This window comes from Rhodococcus sp. 5G237, assembly GCF_053764735.1.
The window spans coordinates 127,515-142,925 of record NZ_JBSNCD010000001.1 but is presented as its reverse complement, the minus strand read 5'-3'; the positions used below and the strand labels follow the sequence as shown (position 1 = coordinate 142,925).

The following is a 15,411-nucleotide window of genomic DNA, read 5'->3' as shown; positions in this document are numbered from 1 at the left end:
TGTCCCCGAACTGTGCGCTGTCGACGCTAGTTCTTACTCGGGGGTAGGTTCAAGTCGCGAATGTACGATCCCACCCGCTCGACGAAATGATCGAAGAACTCTGCCGGACGGGTGCCCGCCACGATATCCGCGTTCGGCGTCCTTTGCCACATACCGGACAGATCGGCGACCGTCGTGCCCCGGGTGAGCCGTCCGTCGAGCTCGACGTCGACCGTCGCGGGCCGGGAGGTGTAGGAAACCGTGCCCAGCGTGACCGCCGCGGCGAACGGGTCGTGCACGTGCGCGAGGAAGCCCAGGCCCTGGTCACGATGAAATTCCATGTAGAACCGCAGTGCATCGGAGATGTGGCGGACGAGAGGGACATCGGCCGTCGACCGCGTACCGCGCGGAGCATCCGGGGAGAGTTCCCCGGAGCGGGGCACACCGACGACGTCCCCGATCCGCGCGACATGCTCGGGATGCATCTCGATCGACTCCGTGACATCGAGCGGGCACACGATCGGCCGCCGGTCCGGAGGCGCGATCGAGAACGCGTCGAACACGACCTTGGCGGCCTCCGGATCCACCGCGACGTTCCATTCCGAGGTCGGAGTCGTATTACCGGGATGGTGGAAACACCCACCCATGATCACGAGGCGACGCAACCGCGACGGCAGTTCCGGATCGATGCGCAGGGCGAGGGCGAGGTTGGTGAGCGGACCGGTGACGAGCCCGGTGAGCTCTCCCGGGTGCTCGCGGGTGAGATCGACCCACGCCTGCGCGGCCGATCGCGACGACCGCGATCGCGACGCAGCGGGAAGCTCTGCGTACCCGATCCCCTGTGGACCGTGGGTGTCCTCGGTGGTCATCAGCGGCGCGACCAGCGGAACCTGCGATCCGGCAGCCACTTCGATATCGGACCGGCCGCACACCTCGAGCCACGACAGCGTGTTGGCGGTGACCTGGTCCACCGGCACGTTCCCCGCCGTGCACAGGGCGGCGACGATCTCGGCTTCCGGACTCGCGACGAGATAGAGCAGGGCGAGAGCGTCGTCGATGCCGGTGTCGACGTCGACGATCAGGCGGGTACGGGCGGCCGGAACATCGGGTTCGTGTACGTGCACGATCCCATCTTGGGGCATCCCGATGAGCGCGCCGCGGCCGGTGCTGGGAGAATTCCCGAATGCACGAGCGCAAGAACCGCGGTTACTTCACCGAGGACGACGGTGTCTACCTGCCCACGAAGTACGCGACCAGCCCGTGGTCGGACACGATGCTCAACGGGCCGTGTGTGAGCGGTCTGGTCGCACGCGAGCTCGAGATCCACCATGCCGTCGAGGGTTTCGTCCCGTCCCGGTTCACGCTCGATCTCTTCAGGCCGGTCCGCAACGAGCCGATCACCTTCACCACCACCCGGGTGCGCGACGGCAACCGCATCCGCGTCGCCGACGCGAACCTGATGCAGGGTGGCGAGGTGTCGGCGCGCGCGACGCTCACCTTCCTCCGCAAGTCAGCCCCGCCGCCCGGATCGGTATGGCTGCGTGGCGAGTCCCCGACGCCCCCTCCCGGTTCCCTGGAGACGCAGCCCGGACCGCTCGAGTACTCGTCCTGGTACGGCAGTGACGGTCCGGGATGGACACGGGTGCGGTCGGAGCACCAGAACTCCGATCGCAAGCGGCTGTGGTCGCGGCAGCTGCCGATCATCGTCGGTGAGGAACTGTCGCCGTTCGTCAACACCGCGACCGTCGGTGAGGGCACGTCGTTCGTGACCAACTGGTCGGACAAGGGTGTCGGCTACATCAATTCCGATGTCACCCTGGCGCTGTCCCGCCTGCCGGAGGGGCCGGAGGTCGGTATCGAGGCCGACAACCACATCAGCAGCGAGGGCATCGCGGTCGGGACGGCGGTGTTGTTCGACCGCCTCGGGGCGTTCGGCACCGGTGTGGTCACCGCGCTCGCGAATGCGCATCGGCAGGTCGATTTCGGCTGACCCGAACAGGAGTGATGTCATGCGTGTACGGCGGATCGTCGACCTGACCCACGTCGTCTCCCCGGACATCCAGGTCTATCCCGGAGATCCGGCACCGACCTTCACGCCGCACGCCACCGTCGAGGCCGACGGTTTCGACCTGATGCGCATCGACATGGGATCGCAGACCGGCACCCACGTCGACGCGCCGCGACACGTGCGCAGCGGTGGCGCCGCGATCGATGCGGTGCCACCGGAGAACTTCGTCGGACGCGGGGTGGTGCTCGACGTGCGCGCCCGCGTCGACGCCGGTGCGCTCGTCACCCCCGACATGTGGGGTGAGCCCGCGATCGGCTCCGGCGATATCGCGCTCGTCCTCACCGGCTGGTCGCAGTATTTCGGCACCGAACGCTATTTCGAGCACCCGGCCCTGAGCGTCGAGGCCTGCCGGTGGTTGCTCGACCGCGGCGTCCGCGCGATCGGAATCGACGCGCCGAGCGTGGATCCCACGGCCGACGAGACGCTCGCGGCGCACCACGTGCTCGCCGACGCGGGCGCGATCATCTGCGAGAACCTGCGTAACCTCGAAGCGGTCGACTTCCCGGATCCGCTCGTCTCGCTGTTGCCGATCCCGTTCGCCGGCATCGACGGCGCACCGGTGCGGGCCGTCGCCATGCAGATCGAGAACTGAACGGCGGCAACGGGTCCGGTCAGTCGAGGATGTCGCGCACCTCGACGTCCTCGCGTCCGCCGACGACGAGTTCGCGCGCGGCGGCCATGTGCTTCTGCCAGTGCGTGAAGGCGCCTTCGCCGTCCCGGGCGCGCAGCAGCCGGATGAGCTTGCGCTGCGAGCGGACGAACACCTTGTAGTGGTCCTCGTACTTCTCCGCGTCGCGCTGCATGCTCTCGCGCGTGACGTTCATGGTGTGCCGCTCGTAGATCTCGTGCAGCATGCCCGCGATGAGCGACAGTGACGAGTTGCCGGCGAGCTGGACCATCCGCAGATGGAACATCGCCGCGGCCTGGCCGAAGGTGCCGTCGGCGAAGGACGACGGAATCGTCTCGTCCACCAGACGTTCGAGTTCGTCGAAGGCCTCTTCGCTGCCGTTCTCCGCGAGCAGTCGCGCAGCGGCGGGCTCGACGGCCTCACGTGCGACGTAGACATCCGCGACGGTCGCGCCGGCGAGTTCGAGCAGCAGGGACGCCGGTCGCGCTACCACCTCGGGGCCCGGCACGCAGATCCGTGCGCCCGAGCGCGAACCGCGTCGCACCTCGACGAGCCGTTCGGCCTCGAGGACGCGAACCGCCTCGCGCAACGTCGGCCGGCTCACCGAGAAGTGCTCCATGAGTGACGCCTCGTGGGGCAGGTGGTCGCCGTCCTTCAGCTCACCGTCGACGATCATGCGGCGGAGCTTCCGGGCGACGAGTTCTGCGGTCTTGGGGGTGCGAATGGCCCGGCCACCGCCCGCGCGAGTGTCGAATCCGACTCCCGAACGCGCGTCGAATCCGGTCGCCAACACTTCGTCGGTCACGGGAACGGCCTCCTGCTCCGAGATCACTTCGACTACTTGGTGAAAGTTCCGGCCTCATCGTACTCACAGGTAACCGGTCGCCGTGGGTCGAGGCGGCGAGTCCACGACTATTGCTGATGCTTACATAGTGAACTATGTTACCTATGTATCGCCCGGCGGGCCTCGGACAGGAGCATCCATGCTGAACACGCGGTTCACAGCGGAATTCGGAATCGAACACCCGATCGTCCAGGGCGGCATGATGTGGGTCGGCCGCGCCGAACTCGCCGCGGCCGTCTCCGAAGGCGGCGGACTCGGGATCATCACCGCACTGACCCAGCCCACCCCGGAGGACCTGATCACGGAGATCGAGCGGTGCCGCGCGCTGACCGACAAGCCGTTCGGCGTCAACCTCACCCTCACGCTGTCGATCAACCAGCCTCCCTACGCCGAGTACCGGCAGGCGATCATCGACTCCGGCGTGACGATCGTCGAGACCGCGGGCTCCGACCCCACCAAGCATGTCGAGCATCTGAAAGAGCACGGCATCAAGATCATTCACAAGTGCACGAGCGTGCGGCACGCCCTCAAGGCCCAGCGGATCGGTGCCGACGCGGTGAGCATCGACGGTTTCGAGGCGGCCGGTCATCCCGGCGAGGACGACGTCCCCGGGCTCGTCCTGATCCCGGCGTGCGCCGACGCCCTCGACATCCCGTTCATCGCATCGGGCGGGTTCGCCGACGGTCGCGGACTCGCCGCTGCACTCACCCTCGGTGCCGATGGCGTCAACATGGGCACCCGCTTCATGTGCACGCAGGAGAGCCCCATCCACGAACGCATCAAGCAGCAGATCGTCGACGCGAGCGAACTCGATACCCAGCTCATCTTCCGGCAACTGCGCAACACCATGCGGACCGCGCGGAACTCGGTGAGCGAGGAGGTCGTGGACATCCTCGGCAAGGGCGGGCGGTTCAAGGACGTCAAGGATCTCGTCGCCGGATCGCGGGGGCGCACCGTCTACGAGGACGGCAACCCGGAGGCCGGTATCTGGACGGTGGGTCAGTCGCAGGGCCTCATCCGCGACATCCCACCGGCCGGTGAGCTCGTGCAACGGATCGCCGCCGAAGCCGAGGCGAAGCTGCGCTCCCTGACCGCCGACATCGTCGTCGACTCCGTTCCCGTCCCCTGAGGAGAAACCGATGACACGACAGGCCGACACCGTCGAGGACGTGTGCGAGGACGACGCGCCGGTGCTCATCGAGCGCGACGGTGCCGTCACGATCCTCACCCTCAACCGTCCCGACCGCCGCAACGCGATCAACCGTGCCATGCGGAAGGCGCTGAAGAAGGAACTGTGGCGCGCCGATGCCGACGACGAGGTGAACGTCGTCGTCCTCACGGGCGCGGGCACGTCCTTCTGCGCGGGTGTGGATCTGCCCGAGGCGTTGTCGGGTCCGCCTCCCGCCGCCGAAGGGCCCACCCCCACGCACGTGCTCCGCGGCATCTCGAAGCCCGTCATCGCGGCGGTCAACGGCCCCTGCTACACGGGCGGTTACGAACTCGCCGTGAACTGTTCGTTCATCATCGCGTCCGAACGCGCCGAGTTCGCCGACACCCACGCGCAGATCGGTCTGCTCAACGGCTGGGGCGGCAGTGCCGTACTGCCGCGGATGATCGGTCTGCCCGCCGCGATCCAGTTCATCCTGTCCGGGGAGCCGATCGACGGCGCGACCGCCGCGCGCATCGGCCTCGCGAACGAGGTCGTCCCGCACGACGAACTCCTGGACCGCAGCGTGGCCGTCGCCCAACGCATCGCCGGCGGTCATCCCGGTGCGATCCGGCGGATGCTCCGGTTGCTCAAGGAGGGCGCCGGCACATCGCTCGCGCACGCCCTCGCCCTCGAATCCGAAGCGGCGGCTACCTACCGCGCGGACGGCGCGGACATCGGTGCCCGCTACGCGAAGCGCCGCGCGCAGTCCGACTGAGCAACAGTCGGTTTCCGATCACCGACCGAGCACCGGTCGGGTTCCGGCACCTACAGCACCATCACCCCGGGAGGTGACGTGGAGGAAGGCAAGCCCACGGTGACGCTCGAGTCCGACGCTCGCAGCGACTGGCGTCCCCGACTGTCCGCTCTGCTCGACGACTTCCGGGGGCGCCCCCGTCCCGAGACGTCCCGCGCACGGTTCGAGGCCGCGATCGCGTGGCAGTCCGAGCTTGTGGACCACTCCCTCGCTGCGCCGGGCTGGCCCGAAGAGGTCGGCGGTATGGCGCTCTCGCTCGAGGATCAGCTCGACTACTACCGTGCGATCACCGAAGCCGGTGCGCCCAAGCATCCGTGCCCCTTGTCGTTCATCGTCGCGCCGACGATCATCGTCCACGGCACCGCCGACCAGAAGAAGCGCTTCCTCGAGCCGCTGCTGCGCGCGGAAGAGTTCTGGTGCCAAGGATTCTCCGAACCCGGCGCCGGCAGCGATCTCGCGTCGCTGTCCACGCGCGCCGTCCGCGACGGCGACGTCTACCGGGTGTCGGGCAGCAAGATCTGGACGACGATGGCCGACCACGCCGACTGGATCTTCACCCTCGTGCGCACCGGCCCACCCGGGCGGAGCACGTCGGGCATCACCTACCTGCTCATCCCGATGAATTCTCCCGGCATCGAGATACGACCCCTGCGCGACGCCGCGGGTGGACACCACTTCGCCCAGGTCTTCTTCGACGACGTCGAGGTGCCGGTCGAGAACCGGGTGGGGGAGGAAGGGCAGGGCTGGTCGATCATGCGGACCTCGCTCGGACACGAACGTGCCACCGCCTTCCTCGCCGACGAGTTCCGTTACCGCTCGACCGTCGACAAGGTCTTCCGCCTGGCCGTCGGACAGGGGCACGCGCACGATCCGCTGATCCGGCAGGAACTCGCCACCGTCGAGACCGGTGTGCGTCAGATCGCCGCGAACAGTGCCCGCGCGCTGGATGCCGTTCTCGCAGGACGTGATCCGGGTGGGGTGGCGTCGGTCAACCGGTTGGTGAAGGCCGAGTTCGAACAGCACATGCACCGGCTCGCGTTGCGATTGACCGGGTCGGCCGCCGTTCTCGGCACCCGTTCGGAAGGTGTGGTGGAGAAGGGGCGCTGGACGTACGGATATCTCATGTCCCGCGCCGCGACCATCGGTGCCGGAACCTCCGAGATCCAACGCAATACGATTGCCGAGAACGTTCTCGGTCTGCCCTCGCACCGGGGTGAGGGCACCCGCGCACCGGCCGTGGTGCCGGGGCGCCCCCTCACACCCCCGCCGGAGGACGAGGCGAATCTTCGGGAGACCCTGCGCGACATCCTGTCCGCCCGCGTCGATACCGTCTCGTTGCTCGAGGGTGTCGACTCCGCGGGTGAACACGACGCCGGATTGTGGTCCACGCTCGTCGAATTCGGTCTTCCGGGTCTGTCGTCGCCCGAGCATCTCGGTGGCGACGGCAGGTCGCTGCGGATGCTGTGTGCGGCGGTCGAGGAGGTGGCCTTCCATCTCGGACCGGTCGCCCTCGTCCCCACCGCGATCGCATTGGAGGTCCTCGTCGCGGCCGGCGCCGAGGAGGACGCGCGACGGATCATCGGTGGTTCACCTGCAGCGTTCGTCGTGCCCGTCGGAGATCGTGGGTGGGACACCGCCGATCTCCCCGTCCTCCGGGACGGCAGGCTGACCGGCCGCGTGGAACGGGTCGCGGGTGCACCCGTCGCCGAGGTACTCGTCGTCCTCGCGACGGACGATGCGACGGGCGAACACGTCCTGCTCACCCTCGACCGGGCCGATGCATCCGTCACCGTGCAGACGTCGCTCGATCCGACCGGGACCGTGGGGATCGTCTCCTTCGAGGACGCCGCGGCGACCGTGCTCGTATCGGGGGTGGACGCCGATGCCGCACTCGAATCGTCCTTCCGTGTCGCGGAACTGCTGGTCGCTGCTGATGCGGTGGGTGTCGCGAACCGGGCTTTGGCGATGGCGGTGGACTGGGCGGGCCAACGTGAACAGTTCGGCCGTCCCATCGGTTCGTATCAGGCGATCTCGCATCGCTGCGCCGACATGCTCGTCGCAGCCGAGGGCGCGCGGGGACTGGTGCTGGCGGCCGCCGACCGTTCACCGCAGGAACCCGAGGAGGCCGCGGTGGTGCACCTGGCGACCGCGGCGGCGCTGCGGTCCGCTGTATCCAACGCCGAGGGTTGCATCCAGATCCACGGCGGAATCGGCTTCACGTGGGAACATCCCGCCCACTTGCTGCTCCGTCGCGCGGTCGCCGACGAGGCGCGTATCGCCCGCCCGGAGGTGCTGCGGGACCGCGCGGTGGGAGAGGTGCTGGCGCGGTCGAGCCGAGCGGGCGGATCGACGGGGTGACGGACGAAGCAGCGGACCCGGTGCAGGATGCCGGGTCCGCTGCTTTCGGCGATCTAGTTGGCGATGTGCTCGCGAGGTAGGCCCAGCAACCGCTCGGCGATGACGTTGCGGTTGATCTCCGACGTGCCGCCGGCAATCGTCATCGCACGGCCCAGCAGGTAGTAGTGGGTCCACACCGGTTCATCCCCGAGGAACGCTGCGGGACCGGCGATGTGCATCGCGAGTTCGCCCACGTGCTGGGTGTGTTCGGCGATGAGCATCTTCGTCACGCTGCCCTCCGGACCGAAATCGCCACCGGCGACGGCCCGCACGACCTGCCTCAGATTGAGGACCGCGAAAGCCTGTTCGCGGGCGATCAGTGACGCGATCCGGCGCGTGACCGAGACGTCGCCGGGCGCGTGCTTCGCGGCGAGGTCGAGCAGCGCGAACGCCGAATAGGTCTCGTCGGTCTTGCCACCGCCGATCGAGACGCGTTCGTTCCCGAGCGTCGCGCGGGCCACGGTCCAGCCGTTGTCGACGGCACCCACCACGTCCTCGTCCGGGACGAAGACGTCCTCGAAGAACACCTCGTTGAAGGCGGAGTCGCCGCTGATCTCGCGCAGCGGGCGGACGGTCACGCCAGGCGCGGTGAGGTCGATGACCATCGTGGTGATGCCCTTGTGCTTCGGCACGTCGCGGTTGGTGCGGATGGTCGCGAGACCACGCGTCGAATTCTGCGCGTTCGACGTCCACACCTTCTGGCCGGTGACGCGCCACCCGCCGTCGACCTTCACCCCGCGCGTCGACACGGCAGCCGCGTCGGAACCGGCACCGGGCTCGGAGAACAACTGGCACCAGACCTGCTCACCGAGCAGACCGGGACGGATCCACCGTTCGATCTGCTCCGGCGTGCCGTGCTGGGTGAGGGTGAGCAGGATCCACGCGCCGATACCGAGACCGTGCGGTTCGACGTCGGTGAACTCCTCGTCGATCACGAGCTGCTCCACCGGGGATGCCCCACGACCGAACGGCGGCGGCCAGTGCGGCATGAGGTAGCCGGAGTCGACGAGCAGTGCACGTCGCTCGGATTCGGCGGTCGCGGTGTACTTCGCGACGAAGTCGCGGGCGGCGACGCGGTGGTCCTCCGCCTCGGGAGGAAGGTCGACGGCATAGTGACGGCGCAGCCCGGAGGTGCCCGATTCGGCGAGCGAGTCGAGCGCGGCGGTCGGTTCGCCGAACAGGACCCGCAGAGCGTGGGCACGGCGCAGGAACAGATGGCAGTCGTGCTCCCACGTGAAACCGATACCGCCGTGGATCTGGATACTCTTCTGGGCATTGGCGATGTACGAGTCGAACGCGATGACCCGTGCGACGTCGAGTGCGAGTCGCGCCTGCTCACCGTCGGCCCCGGCGCGTGCTGCGTCCCAGGCCACGCCGGTCGCGAGTTCGCTCGTTGCGAGCATGTCGGCGAGATGGTGCTTGATCGCCTGGAACGAACCGATCGGGCGGCCGAACTGTTCGCGCACCTTCGCGTAGGCCAGGGCGGCCTCGAGGGTCGCGCGGGCGCCGCCGGATGCTTCCGCTGCGGCCAGTGTGCGGGCGACGTGGTTCGCGTGGGGACCGGCGCCCGGGACGACGGCCAGGACGGGTGTCTCGCGGAGGGCGACCTTCGCCGTCTTGGAGGTGGGGTCGAGGTCGCCGGTGGGCGTCACCGACACCGAGGCGTGGCCGGGATCGACGAGAACGAGGTCGTCACCTGCGACGAGGGCGAGGAGCGTGGCGCCCGCACCACCCACGACGAGGTCGACGTCACCGCTGATCGTGTCGCCGCTCGTCAGGGATCCGGACAGGCCGAGACCGGGGAGCACCGAGCCGTCCGCGAACTTCGGGAGCCAGGTGGAGCGCAGTTCGTCGTTGCCCTTCGCGGCGAGCGCGGCGGAGACGGCGACACTCGCGAGGTAGGGGACGGGGACGACGAGCCGCCCGAGTTCCTCGGCCACCACCGCCACCTCGGGCAGGCCGGCGTCCGATCCTCCGAATTCACCGGGAAGGTGCAGGCCGAGCCATCCGAGGTCGGCGAGTTGCTTCCACAGCTTTCCGGTATCGGCGGTCGGGTCGTCGGTGACCTGCCGGGCGAGGCTGCCGGCGTCGTGGCCGCCGAGGAACGATCGGACGGCCTCTGCAACGGCGCGGTGATCGTCGGTCAGGGGAAGGGGCATGGGAGGTCTCCTCGGCCGTGCACGGGTCGGTTCACTTGTAGCACTATCTAAACTATGTGACGCACGCTACTTTGGGAAGTCACAGCGCAGTACCGCTCGATCGGAGGAATCGTGAAACTCGAAGTAGGTCGATCCTGGGCCAGCACCGTCGACGGCACCGCGGTGGTCGTCGTCCGAGCGCCCGGCGACGAGGTCGCACTCACCTGCGGAGGCGCCGAGATGGTGCCGGGAAAGAAGGGAACCGGCGACGGCGCGGCCATCGACGACGCGCATCACGGCCCCACCGCGCTGGGGAAGCGGTACACCGACGCCGAGGGCACGGTGGAACTGCTGTGCACCACACCCGGCACCGGCGCTCTCGCCGTCGACGGCGTTTCGCTGTCGTTGAAGACGGCGAAACCGCTTCCGGCTTCCGACTGACCCGAGACTCGACCACCGAATCAGAACTGCACCAGGGGCTTCCATGAACCTCACGATGTTGCTCGATATGGCTGCGGACGGGCTCGAGGACCGCATCGTGGTGGGGCGCCGCGGCGGCGGCATCTCCGCCCGGCGCCTGCGCGATCTGTCCGTCGCCGGAGCCACCCTGATCCGCGAGGCGGGCGCCGATGCCCTCGTCTACCGCGCGGTCAACGGCCCCGCCTTCCCTGTGGCCCTGTTCGCTGCGGCGCGCGCGGGCGTCCCGCTCGTACCGATCAACTACCGGCTCGGCGCGGAGCAGGGTGCGGCGTTGCTGTCCCACCATCCCGACGCCCTGGTGATCGCGGACGACGCCGGCGACGCACCGGGTGTGCTCTCTCCCGCGACCTGGCTCGACCGGCTCGGACGGTCGGAGGTCCTGGAAGCCGAGGATCCGGACCCGGACGCACCCGCCGTGGTGATCTACACCTCCGGCACCACGTCGGCGCCGAAAGGTGTTCTGCTGCATCACCACAACCTCGTGTCGTATGTGCTCGGATCCGTCGAGTTCGCGTCGGCCGAGGGCACCGATGCCGCGCTGGTGAGCGTTCCGCCCTATCACATTGCCGCGGTGGCGAACGTCCTCACGAATCTCTACGCAGGTCGCCGGACGGTGGTGCTCGAGCAGTTCACCGCCGCCGAATGGCTCGACACCGTTCGTGGGGAGGGCATCACCAATGCTCTCGTCGTCCCCACGATGCTCGCGCGCATCCTCGATTCCGGTGCCGACACCTCGGTGCCGACGTTGCGCTCCCTGGCCAGTGGTGGTGCGCCGATGCCCCGCCGAGTGGTCGAACGAGCCCTCGAGACCTGGCCGCAGGTCGACTTCGTCAACGCCTACGGACTCACCGAGACCAGCTCGACGATCACCGTCCTCGGCCCCGACGACCACCGGGCGGCGATGACCGGCACCGACGAGCGGATCCGTGCCCGGCTCGGATCGGTGGGCCGGCCGGTCCCCGGCATCGACCTCGAGATCCGCGACGCCGACGACCGCGTCGTCGAAGCCGGTGTGCCCGGACGCATCTGGGTTCGCGGAGAACAGGTCTCGGCCGAATACGCGGGAATCGGCAAACTCGTCGACGACCGCGGATTCTTCGACACCCGCGACACCGGATTCGTCGACGAGGACGGCTATCTGTTCATCGGTGGGCGCAGCGACGACACCATCATCCGCGGTGCCGAGAACATCGCCCCGGCCGAGATCGAGGACGTGATCCTGCGTCATCCCGCCGTCACCGACACCGCGGTCGTGGGGGTACCCGACGACGAATGGGGACAACGCATCGAGGCCGTGGTGGTGTTGCGCCCCGACGAGTCGGTCGATGCGGAGGAGCTACGCGCGTTCGTGCGCGAGACGCTGCGCGGGTCGAAGACGCCCGACCGCATCGTCTATTGGGACGAGCTGCCTCGCACGGAGACGGGAAAGCTGGTGCGCCGGCATGTCGTCGAACGTCTGGCCGGCGACGGAGTGTCCGGCCGGGCATGAGGTTCGCCGGGTCTTTACATGTATAACTAGGTTGCCCTACTGTGGGTGACACGGGCCGCTCGCGTCGAGCGTCGTCCCCTATACGGAGGTAGTCGATGACCACGTCGGAGAAGACCGAGAAGCCTTCGGAGATCTACACCTTCCGCGATGAAGACATTGCACGGGCGAGAGATCTCGTCGGCGTCTACCACGCCATGACGCAGCGGGAGCAGTACACGCGCGCCTCACCCGACATCATGCGGAACTTCGCGCGTAGCTACGGCGACGACAATCCGCTGTTCACCGACGAGGAATACGGTGCCGCGACCCGGTGGGGAGGCCAGATCGCACCCCCGATGGTCAACATCGCCGTCCGCAAGGAACTGCTGGCAGATCCCGTGCCCCGAGAGCAGCGCCGACCCTCCTTCCGAGGGATCCACGTGTTCGTCTCCGGCACCACGACCCACTGGTACCGGCCGGTCCTCGACGGCGACACCCTGTACGGTTTCCACGGCACCGAGAAGGTCGAGGAGAAGCAATCCGAGTTCGCCGGGCGTTCGCTCATCATCACCGGCCTCCAGGTGCAGTTCAACCAGCGCGCCGAGGTGGTCCAGACCCAGCGGGTCATCACCATCCACACCGAGCGCCACGAGTCGAAGAAGCGCAAGAAGTACGACTCGATCGAACCGGCCTCCTACACCCCCGACGACATCGCGAGGATCGACGAGATCTACGCGCAGGAGCAGGTGCGCGGCACGAACACCCGTTACTGGGAGGACGTCGAGGTCGGGGAGAGTCTCGGCACGATGGCCAAGGGGCCGTTGACCACCACCGACATGGTCGTCTTCCACTCCGGCGGATACGGTTTCGCCCCGTACACCCCGTGCGCGAGCCGCCTCGCCTACAAGAACCGCCAACGCATCGCGCCGTTCTACATCCCGAACGAGCAGGGCGTGCCCGACGTCGCGCAGCGGATCCACTGGGACAGCGGCTACGCCCGCTCCATCGGCCTGCCGGCCGCCTACGACTACGGCATGATGCGCGACTGCTGGCTGAGCCACTATCTCACCGACTGGATGGGCGACGACGCCTGGCTCGAATCGATGTCGAGTCAGATGCGCAAGTTCAACTACCTCGGCGACACCCACACCTTCACCGGTGAGGTCGTCGGCAAGCGCACCGAGGGCGGGCGTCACCTCGTCGACGTGGAGTTGCGTGGCACCAGCCAGCGCGGTGAGGTCACCTGCCCCGCCACCGCCACCATCGCACTCCAGTCGCGCGTCGGCGGCGCGGTCGCGCTGCCCGCCGCTCCCGCCGAGTTCGAACAGCTCGCAGCGCGGATGCTCGAACGCGACGCCGAGCTGCGCCGCGAGCGGCGGGCAGGAAACGGGGCGGCGTCGTGAAAGGCCACCCGTCCCTGCCGGCAGCGGGGCAGGATGAGGCGACGCGCACCGAGCGGCTCGAGGAGGACCTGTGGATCTGACCGGTACGACCACGGTGATCGCCGAGCTGAAGGACCACGTCCTGACCATCACGCTCGATCGCCCCGACAAGCTCAACTCCTTCACCGACACGATGCGCGCCGAGTTCCGGGAGTTGTGGCACTACGCCTCCGAGACCGACGACGTGCACGTCGTCGTCCTCCGGGCCAACGGCGAACGCGCGTTCAGCACCGGCGTCGATGTCCACGAGGGGACCTTCCTGTCCGACAACGTCTTCAGCCGCCGCGATCCCGGTGTCGACCTGTCGCCCAAACAGAACAACTGCTGGAAACCGCTCGTGTGCGCGGTCCACGGCATGGTCGCCGGCGGGGCACTCTACTGGCTCAACGAGGCCGACATCATCGTCGCGAGCGAGGACGCCCAGTTCTTCGATCCGCACGTCTCCTACGGCATGGTCGCCGCACTCGAACCGATCGGCCTCGCACACCGCATCCCCATCGGTGAGGTGCTGCGCATGGTGCTGCTCGGTCTCGACGAACGCATGTCCGCGAAGAGGGCCTACGAGATCGGCTTCGTCAGCGAGATCGTCGCCCGGGACGCGCTGTGGGATCGCGCGCAGCAGCTCGCCGAACGGATCGCCGCCAAACCGCCGGCCGCGATCCAGGGCAGCATTCGCGCGATCTGGGAGTCCAAGGACCGCACACGATCCCACGCTCTCGCCGCCGGGATGATGTACACCGATCTCGGCAATCCCATCGGTCTGGCGCAGGTCGATCGGTCCCAGGTCCCCACGCGCGATTACGAGGTGCGCTGACATGGACTACGGACTGACACCCGAACTCGAGCAGTTCCGCAAAGAGGTACGCGAGTTCGTCGAGACCCACAAACCCGACGTGCCGGTGAAGGCGGGTGTGCGCAGCGCCGACGACGCCGACGAACTCGCGGTGCTGAAGGAATGGACCCGCACACTCTTCGAAGCCGGGTACATCGGTGCCGACTGGCCGGAGCGCTACGGCGGTGCCGGGGCAGCACACTCACCGGAGAAGGACGTCGTCGTCGGGGAGGAGCTGGCACGCGGCCGGGCTCCGGCCGCGGTGCAAGGAGCCGGACTGCTGGTCGCACATGCGCTGATCGACTTCGGCACGGAGGAACAGCGGGAGAAGTATCTGCCTGGTATCCGATCGGGCGAACTCGTCTTCTGCCAGCTGTTCAGCGAGCCGGGTTCCGGCAGCGACCTCGCGTCCCTGCGCACGAAGGCAGTGCCGGCCGACGGCGGGTTCACCGTCACCGGCCAGAAGGTGTGGACGACCAACGGGCACTGGGCCGACTACGGTTACCTCCTGGCCCGGACGAATCCCGACGCACCGAAACACCGTGGTATCAGCGCGTTCCTGCTCGACATGCGGTCGCCGGGCGTCGACGTGCGGCCGCTGCGGGAGATGACCGGAACCTCGGATTTCAACGAGATCTTCCTCGACGACGTTCCCGTCGGGTCCGACGCGCTCATCGGCGACCTCGACAACGGCTGGCTGATCGCGAATTCGAGTCTCGCCCACGAACGCAGCGCCGTGGCGTCGGCAGCAGTGCGCCTGCAGCAGGACGTCGACGCGCTGAAGGAACTCGCACGCAGGACGATCCGGTACGGACGTCCCGCGATCGAGGACGGTGCGGTGCAGGAACGGATCGGCGAACTCCAGGCGTCCGTCGAAGCATTGTCGGCACTGGTGTACGCGAACATCGGCCGCTGGTCGCGGGGCACCGAACGTCCCCACGACGCCGCCATGGCCAAGCTGATGTTCAGCGAGATCGGCGTCGAGACCGCACGATTCGCTCTGGAACTCGCAGGTGAGGACGGCATCCTCGTCGAGGGCGACCCGCAGGTCGTCGACGGGGGCCGGTGGCAGGACGAATTCCTGTACGCCCGCGCGTACACCATCGCCGGCGGCACCTCGGAGATCATGCGCAACATGATCGCCGAGAGAGGGCTCGGTCTTCCGCGCTGA

The 15,411-nt window shown here is 68.1% G+C and carries 13 protein-coding genes; 10 read left to right on the top strand and 3 right to left on the bottom strand.

Going from position 1 to position 15,411, the window contains the following annotated elements; translation table 11 throughout:
- Window positions 1–26: 26 nt before the first annotated feature.
- On the bottom strand, window positions 27–1,121 hold the full coding sequence (locus ACWPOC_RS00655) for a nucleoside hydrolase (protein WP_455407837.1): 1,095 nt from the start codon (window positions 1,119–1,121) through the stop codon (window positions 27–29).
- A 41-nt stretch (window positions 1,122–1,162) separates the two neighbouring features.
- Here ACWPOC_RS00655 and ACWPOC_RS00650 point away from each other — a divergent pair, with 41 nt between their 5' ends.
- Together ACWPOC_RS00650 and ACWPOC_RS00645 are read left to right on the top strand one after the other, a co-directional pair.
- Window positions 1,163–1,969: an acyl-CoA thioesterase domain-containing protein gene (locus tag ACWPOC_RS00650; RefSeq protein ID WP_271036113.1), complete on the top strand. Its 807-nt coding sequence runs from the start codon at window positions 1,163–1,165 to the stop codon at window positions 1,967–1,969.
- Between the two features lie 19 nt (window positions 1,970–1,988).
- A complete protein-coding gene (locus ACWPOC_RS00645; RefSeq protein WP_120280766.1) occupies window positions 1,989–2,639 on the top strand; it encodes a cyclase family protein in 651 nt (216 codons plus the stop codon).
- Between the two features lie 19 nt (window positions 2,640–2,658).
- Here the strand turns inward: ACWPOC_RS00645 and ACWPOC_RS00640 are convergent, their stop codons facing one another.
- On the bottom strand, window positions 2,659–3,480 hold the full coding sequence (locus tag ACWPOC_RS00640; RefSeq protein WP_100226116.1) for a FadR/GntR family transcriptional regulator: 822 nt from the start codon (window positions 3,478–3,480) through the stop codon (window positions 2,659–2,661).
- A gap of 178 nt (window positions 3,481–3,658) precedes the next feature.
- On the opposite strand from ACWPOC_RS00640, the gene ACWPOC_RS00635 reads away from it, so the two are divergent.
- The 3 genes from ACWPOC_RS00635 to ACWPOC_RS00625 all read left to right on the top strand — a co-directional run bounded on the left by ACWPOC_RS00635 (window position 3,659) and on the right by ACWPOC_RS00625 (window position 7,841).
- Window positions 3,659–4,648: an NAD(P)H-dependent flavin oxidoreductase gene (locus tag ACWPOC_RS00635; protein ID WP_455407836.1), complete on the top strand. Its 990-nt coding sequence runs from the start codon at window positions 3,659–3,661 to the stop codon at window positions 4,646–4,648.
- Window positions 4,649–4,658: 10 nt separating this feature from the next.
- Entirely contained in the window at window positions 4,659–5,444 is a 786-nt protein-coding gene (locus tag ACWPOC_RS00630; RefSeq protein WP_455407835.1) for an enoyl-CoA hydratase-related protein, read from the top strand.
- Between the two features lie 78 nt (window positions 5,445–5,522).
- The gene (locus ACWPOC_RS00625) at window positions 5,523–7,841 is read left to right on the top strand and encodes an acyl-CoA dehydrogenase family protein (protein ID WP_455407834.1); all 2,319 of its coding nucleotides are present in this window, start codon (window positions 5,523–5,525) and stop codon (window positions 7,839–7,841) included.
- A gap of 53 nt (window positions 7,842–7,894) precedes the next feature.
- On the opposite strand, the gene ACWPOC_RS00620 is transcribed toward ACWPOC_RS00625, so the two are convergent.
- Window positions 7,895–10,039 (bottom strand): acyl-CoA dehydrogenase, encoded by a 2,145-nt coding sequence (locus tag ACWPOC_RS00620; protein WP_120280763.1) that lies wholly within the window; start codon window positions 10,037–10,039, stop codon window positions 7,895–7,897.
- Window positions 10,040–10,150: 111 nt separating this feature from the next.
- On the opposite strand from ACWPOC_RS00620, the gene ACWPOC_RS00615 reads away from it, so the two are divergent.
- The 5 genes from ACWPOC_RS00615 (at window position 10,151) to ACWPOC_RS00595 (ending at window position 15,411) form a co-directional block, all read left to right on the top strand.
- Window positions 10,151–10,459, top strand: a complete 309-nt coding sequence (locus ACWPOC_RS00615; RefSeq protein WP_120280762.1) for a hypothetical protein — start codon at window positions 10,151–10,153, stop codon at window positions 10,457–10,459.
- Window positions 10,460–10,502: 43 nt separating this feature from the next.
- Entirely contained in the window at window positions 10,503–11,987 is a 1,485-nt protein-coding gene (locus tag ACWPOC_RS00610) for a class I adenylate-forming enzyme family protein (RefSeq protein ID WP_455407833.1), read from the top strand.
- A 95-nt stretch (window positions 11,988–12,082) separates the two neighbouring features.
- On the top strand, window positions 12,083–13,369 hold the full coding sequence (locus ACWPOC_RS00605) for an FAS1-like dehydratase domain-containing protein (RefSeq protein WP_455407832.1): 1,287 nt from the start codon (window positions 12,083–12,085) through the stop codon (window positions 13,367–13,369).
- A 70-nt stretch (window positions 13,370–13,439) separates the two neighbouring features.
- Window positions 13,440–14,222, top strand: a complete 783-nt coding sequence (locus ACWPOC_RS00600; protein ID WP_085469976.1) for an enoyl-CoA hydratase/isomerase family protein — start codon at window positions 13,440–13,442, stop codon at window positions 14,220–14,222.
- A 1-nt stretch (window position 14,223) separates the two neighbouring features.
- On the top strand, window positions 14,224–15,411 hold the full coding sequence (locus ACWPOC_RS00595) for an acyl-CoA dehydrogenase family protein (protein WP_016695641.1): 1,188 nt from the start codon (window positions 14,224–14,226) through the stop codon (window positions 15,409–15,411).

Bases quoted from the DNA above. Each gene is read 5' to 3' on its own strand.
- ACWPOC_RS00610 (WP_455407833.1), top strand. From the start codon at position 10,503: ATGAACCTCACGATGTTGCTCGATATGGCTGCGGACGGGCTCGAGGAC.
- ACWPOC_RS00620 (WP_120280763.1), bottom strand. From the start codon at position 10,039: ATGCCCCTTCCCCTGACCGACGATCACCGCGCCGTTGCAGAGGCCGTC.
- ACWPOC_RS00605 (WP_455407832.1), top strand. From the start codon at position 12,083: ATGACCACGTCGGAGAAGACCGAGAAGCCTTCGGAGATCTACACCTTC.
- ACWPOC_RS00645 (WP_120280766.1), top strand. From the start codon at position 1,989: ATGCGTGTACGGCGGATCGTCGACCTGACCCACGTCGTCTCCCCGGAC.
- ACWPOC_RS00650 (WP_271036113.1), top strand. From the start codon at position 1,163: ATGCACGAGCGCAAGAACCGCGGTTACTTCACCGAGGACGACGGTGTC.
- ACWPOC_RS00655 (WP_455407837.1), bottom strand. From the start codon at position 1,121: ATGCCCCAAGATGGGATCGTGCACGTACACGAACCCGATGTTCCGGCC.
- ACWPOC_RS00630 (WP_455407835.1), top strand. From the start codon at position 4,659: ATGACACGACAGGCCGACACCGTCGAGGACGTGTGCGAGGACGACGCG.
- ACWPOC_RS00595 (WP_016695641.1), top strand. From the start codon at position 14,224: ATGGACTACGGACTGACACCCGAACTCGAGCAGTTCCGCAAAGAGGTA.
- ACWPOC_RS00635 (WP_455407836.1), top strand. From the start codon at position 3,659: ATGCTGAACACGCGGTTCACAGCGGAATTCGGAATCGAACACCCGATC.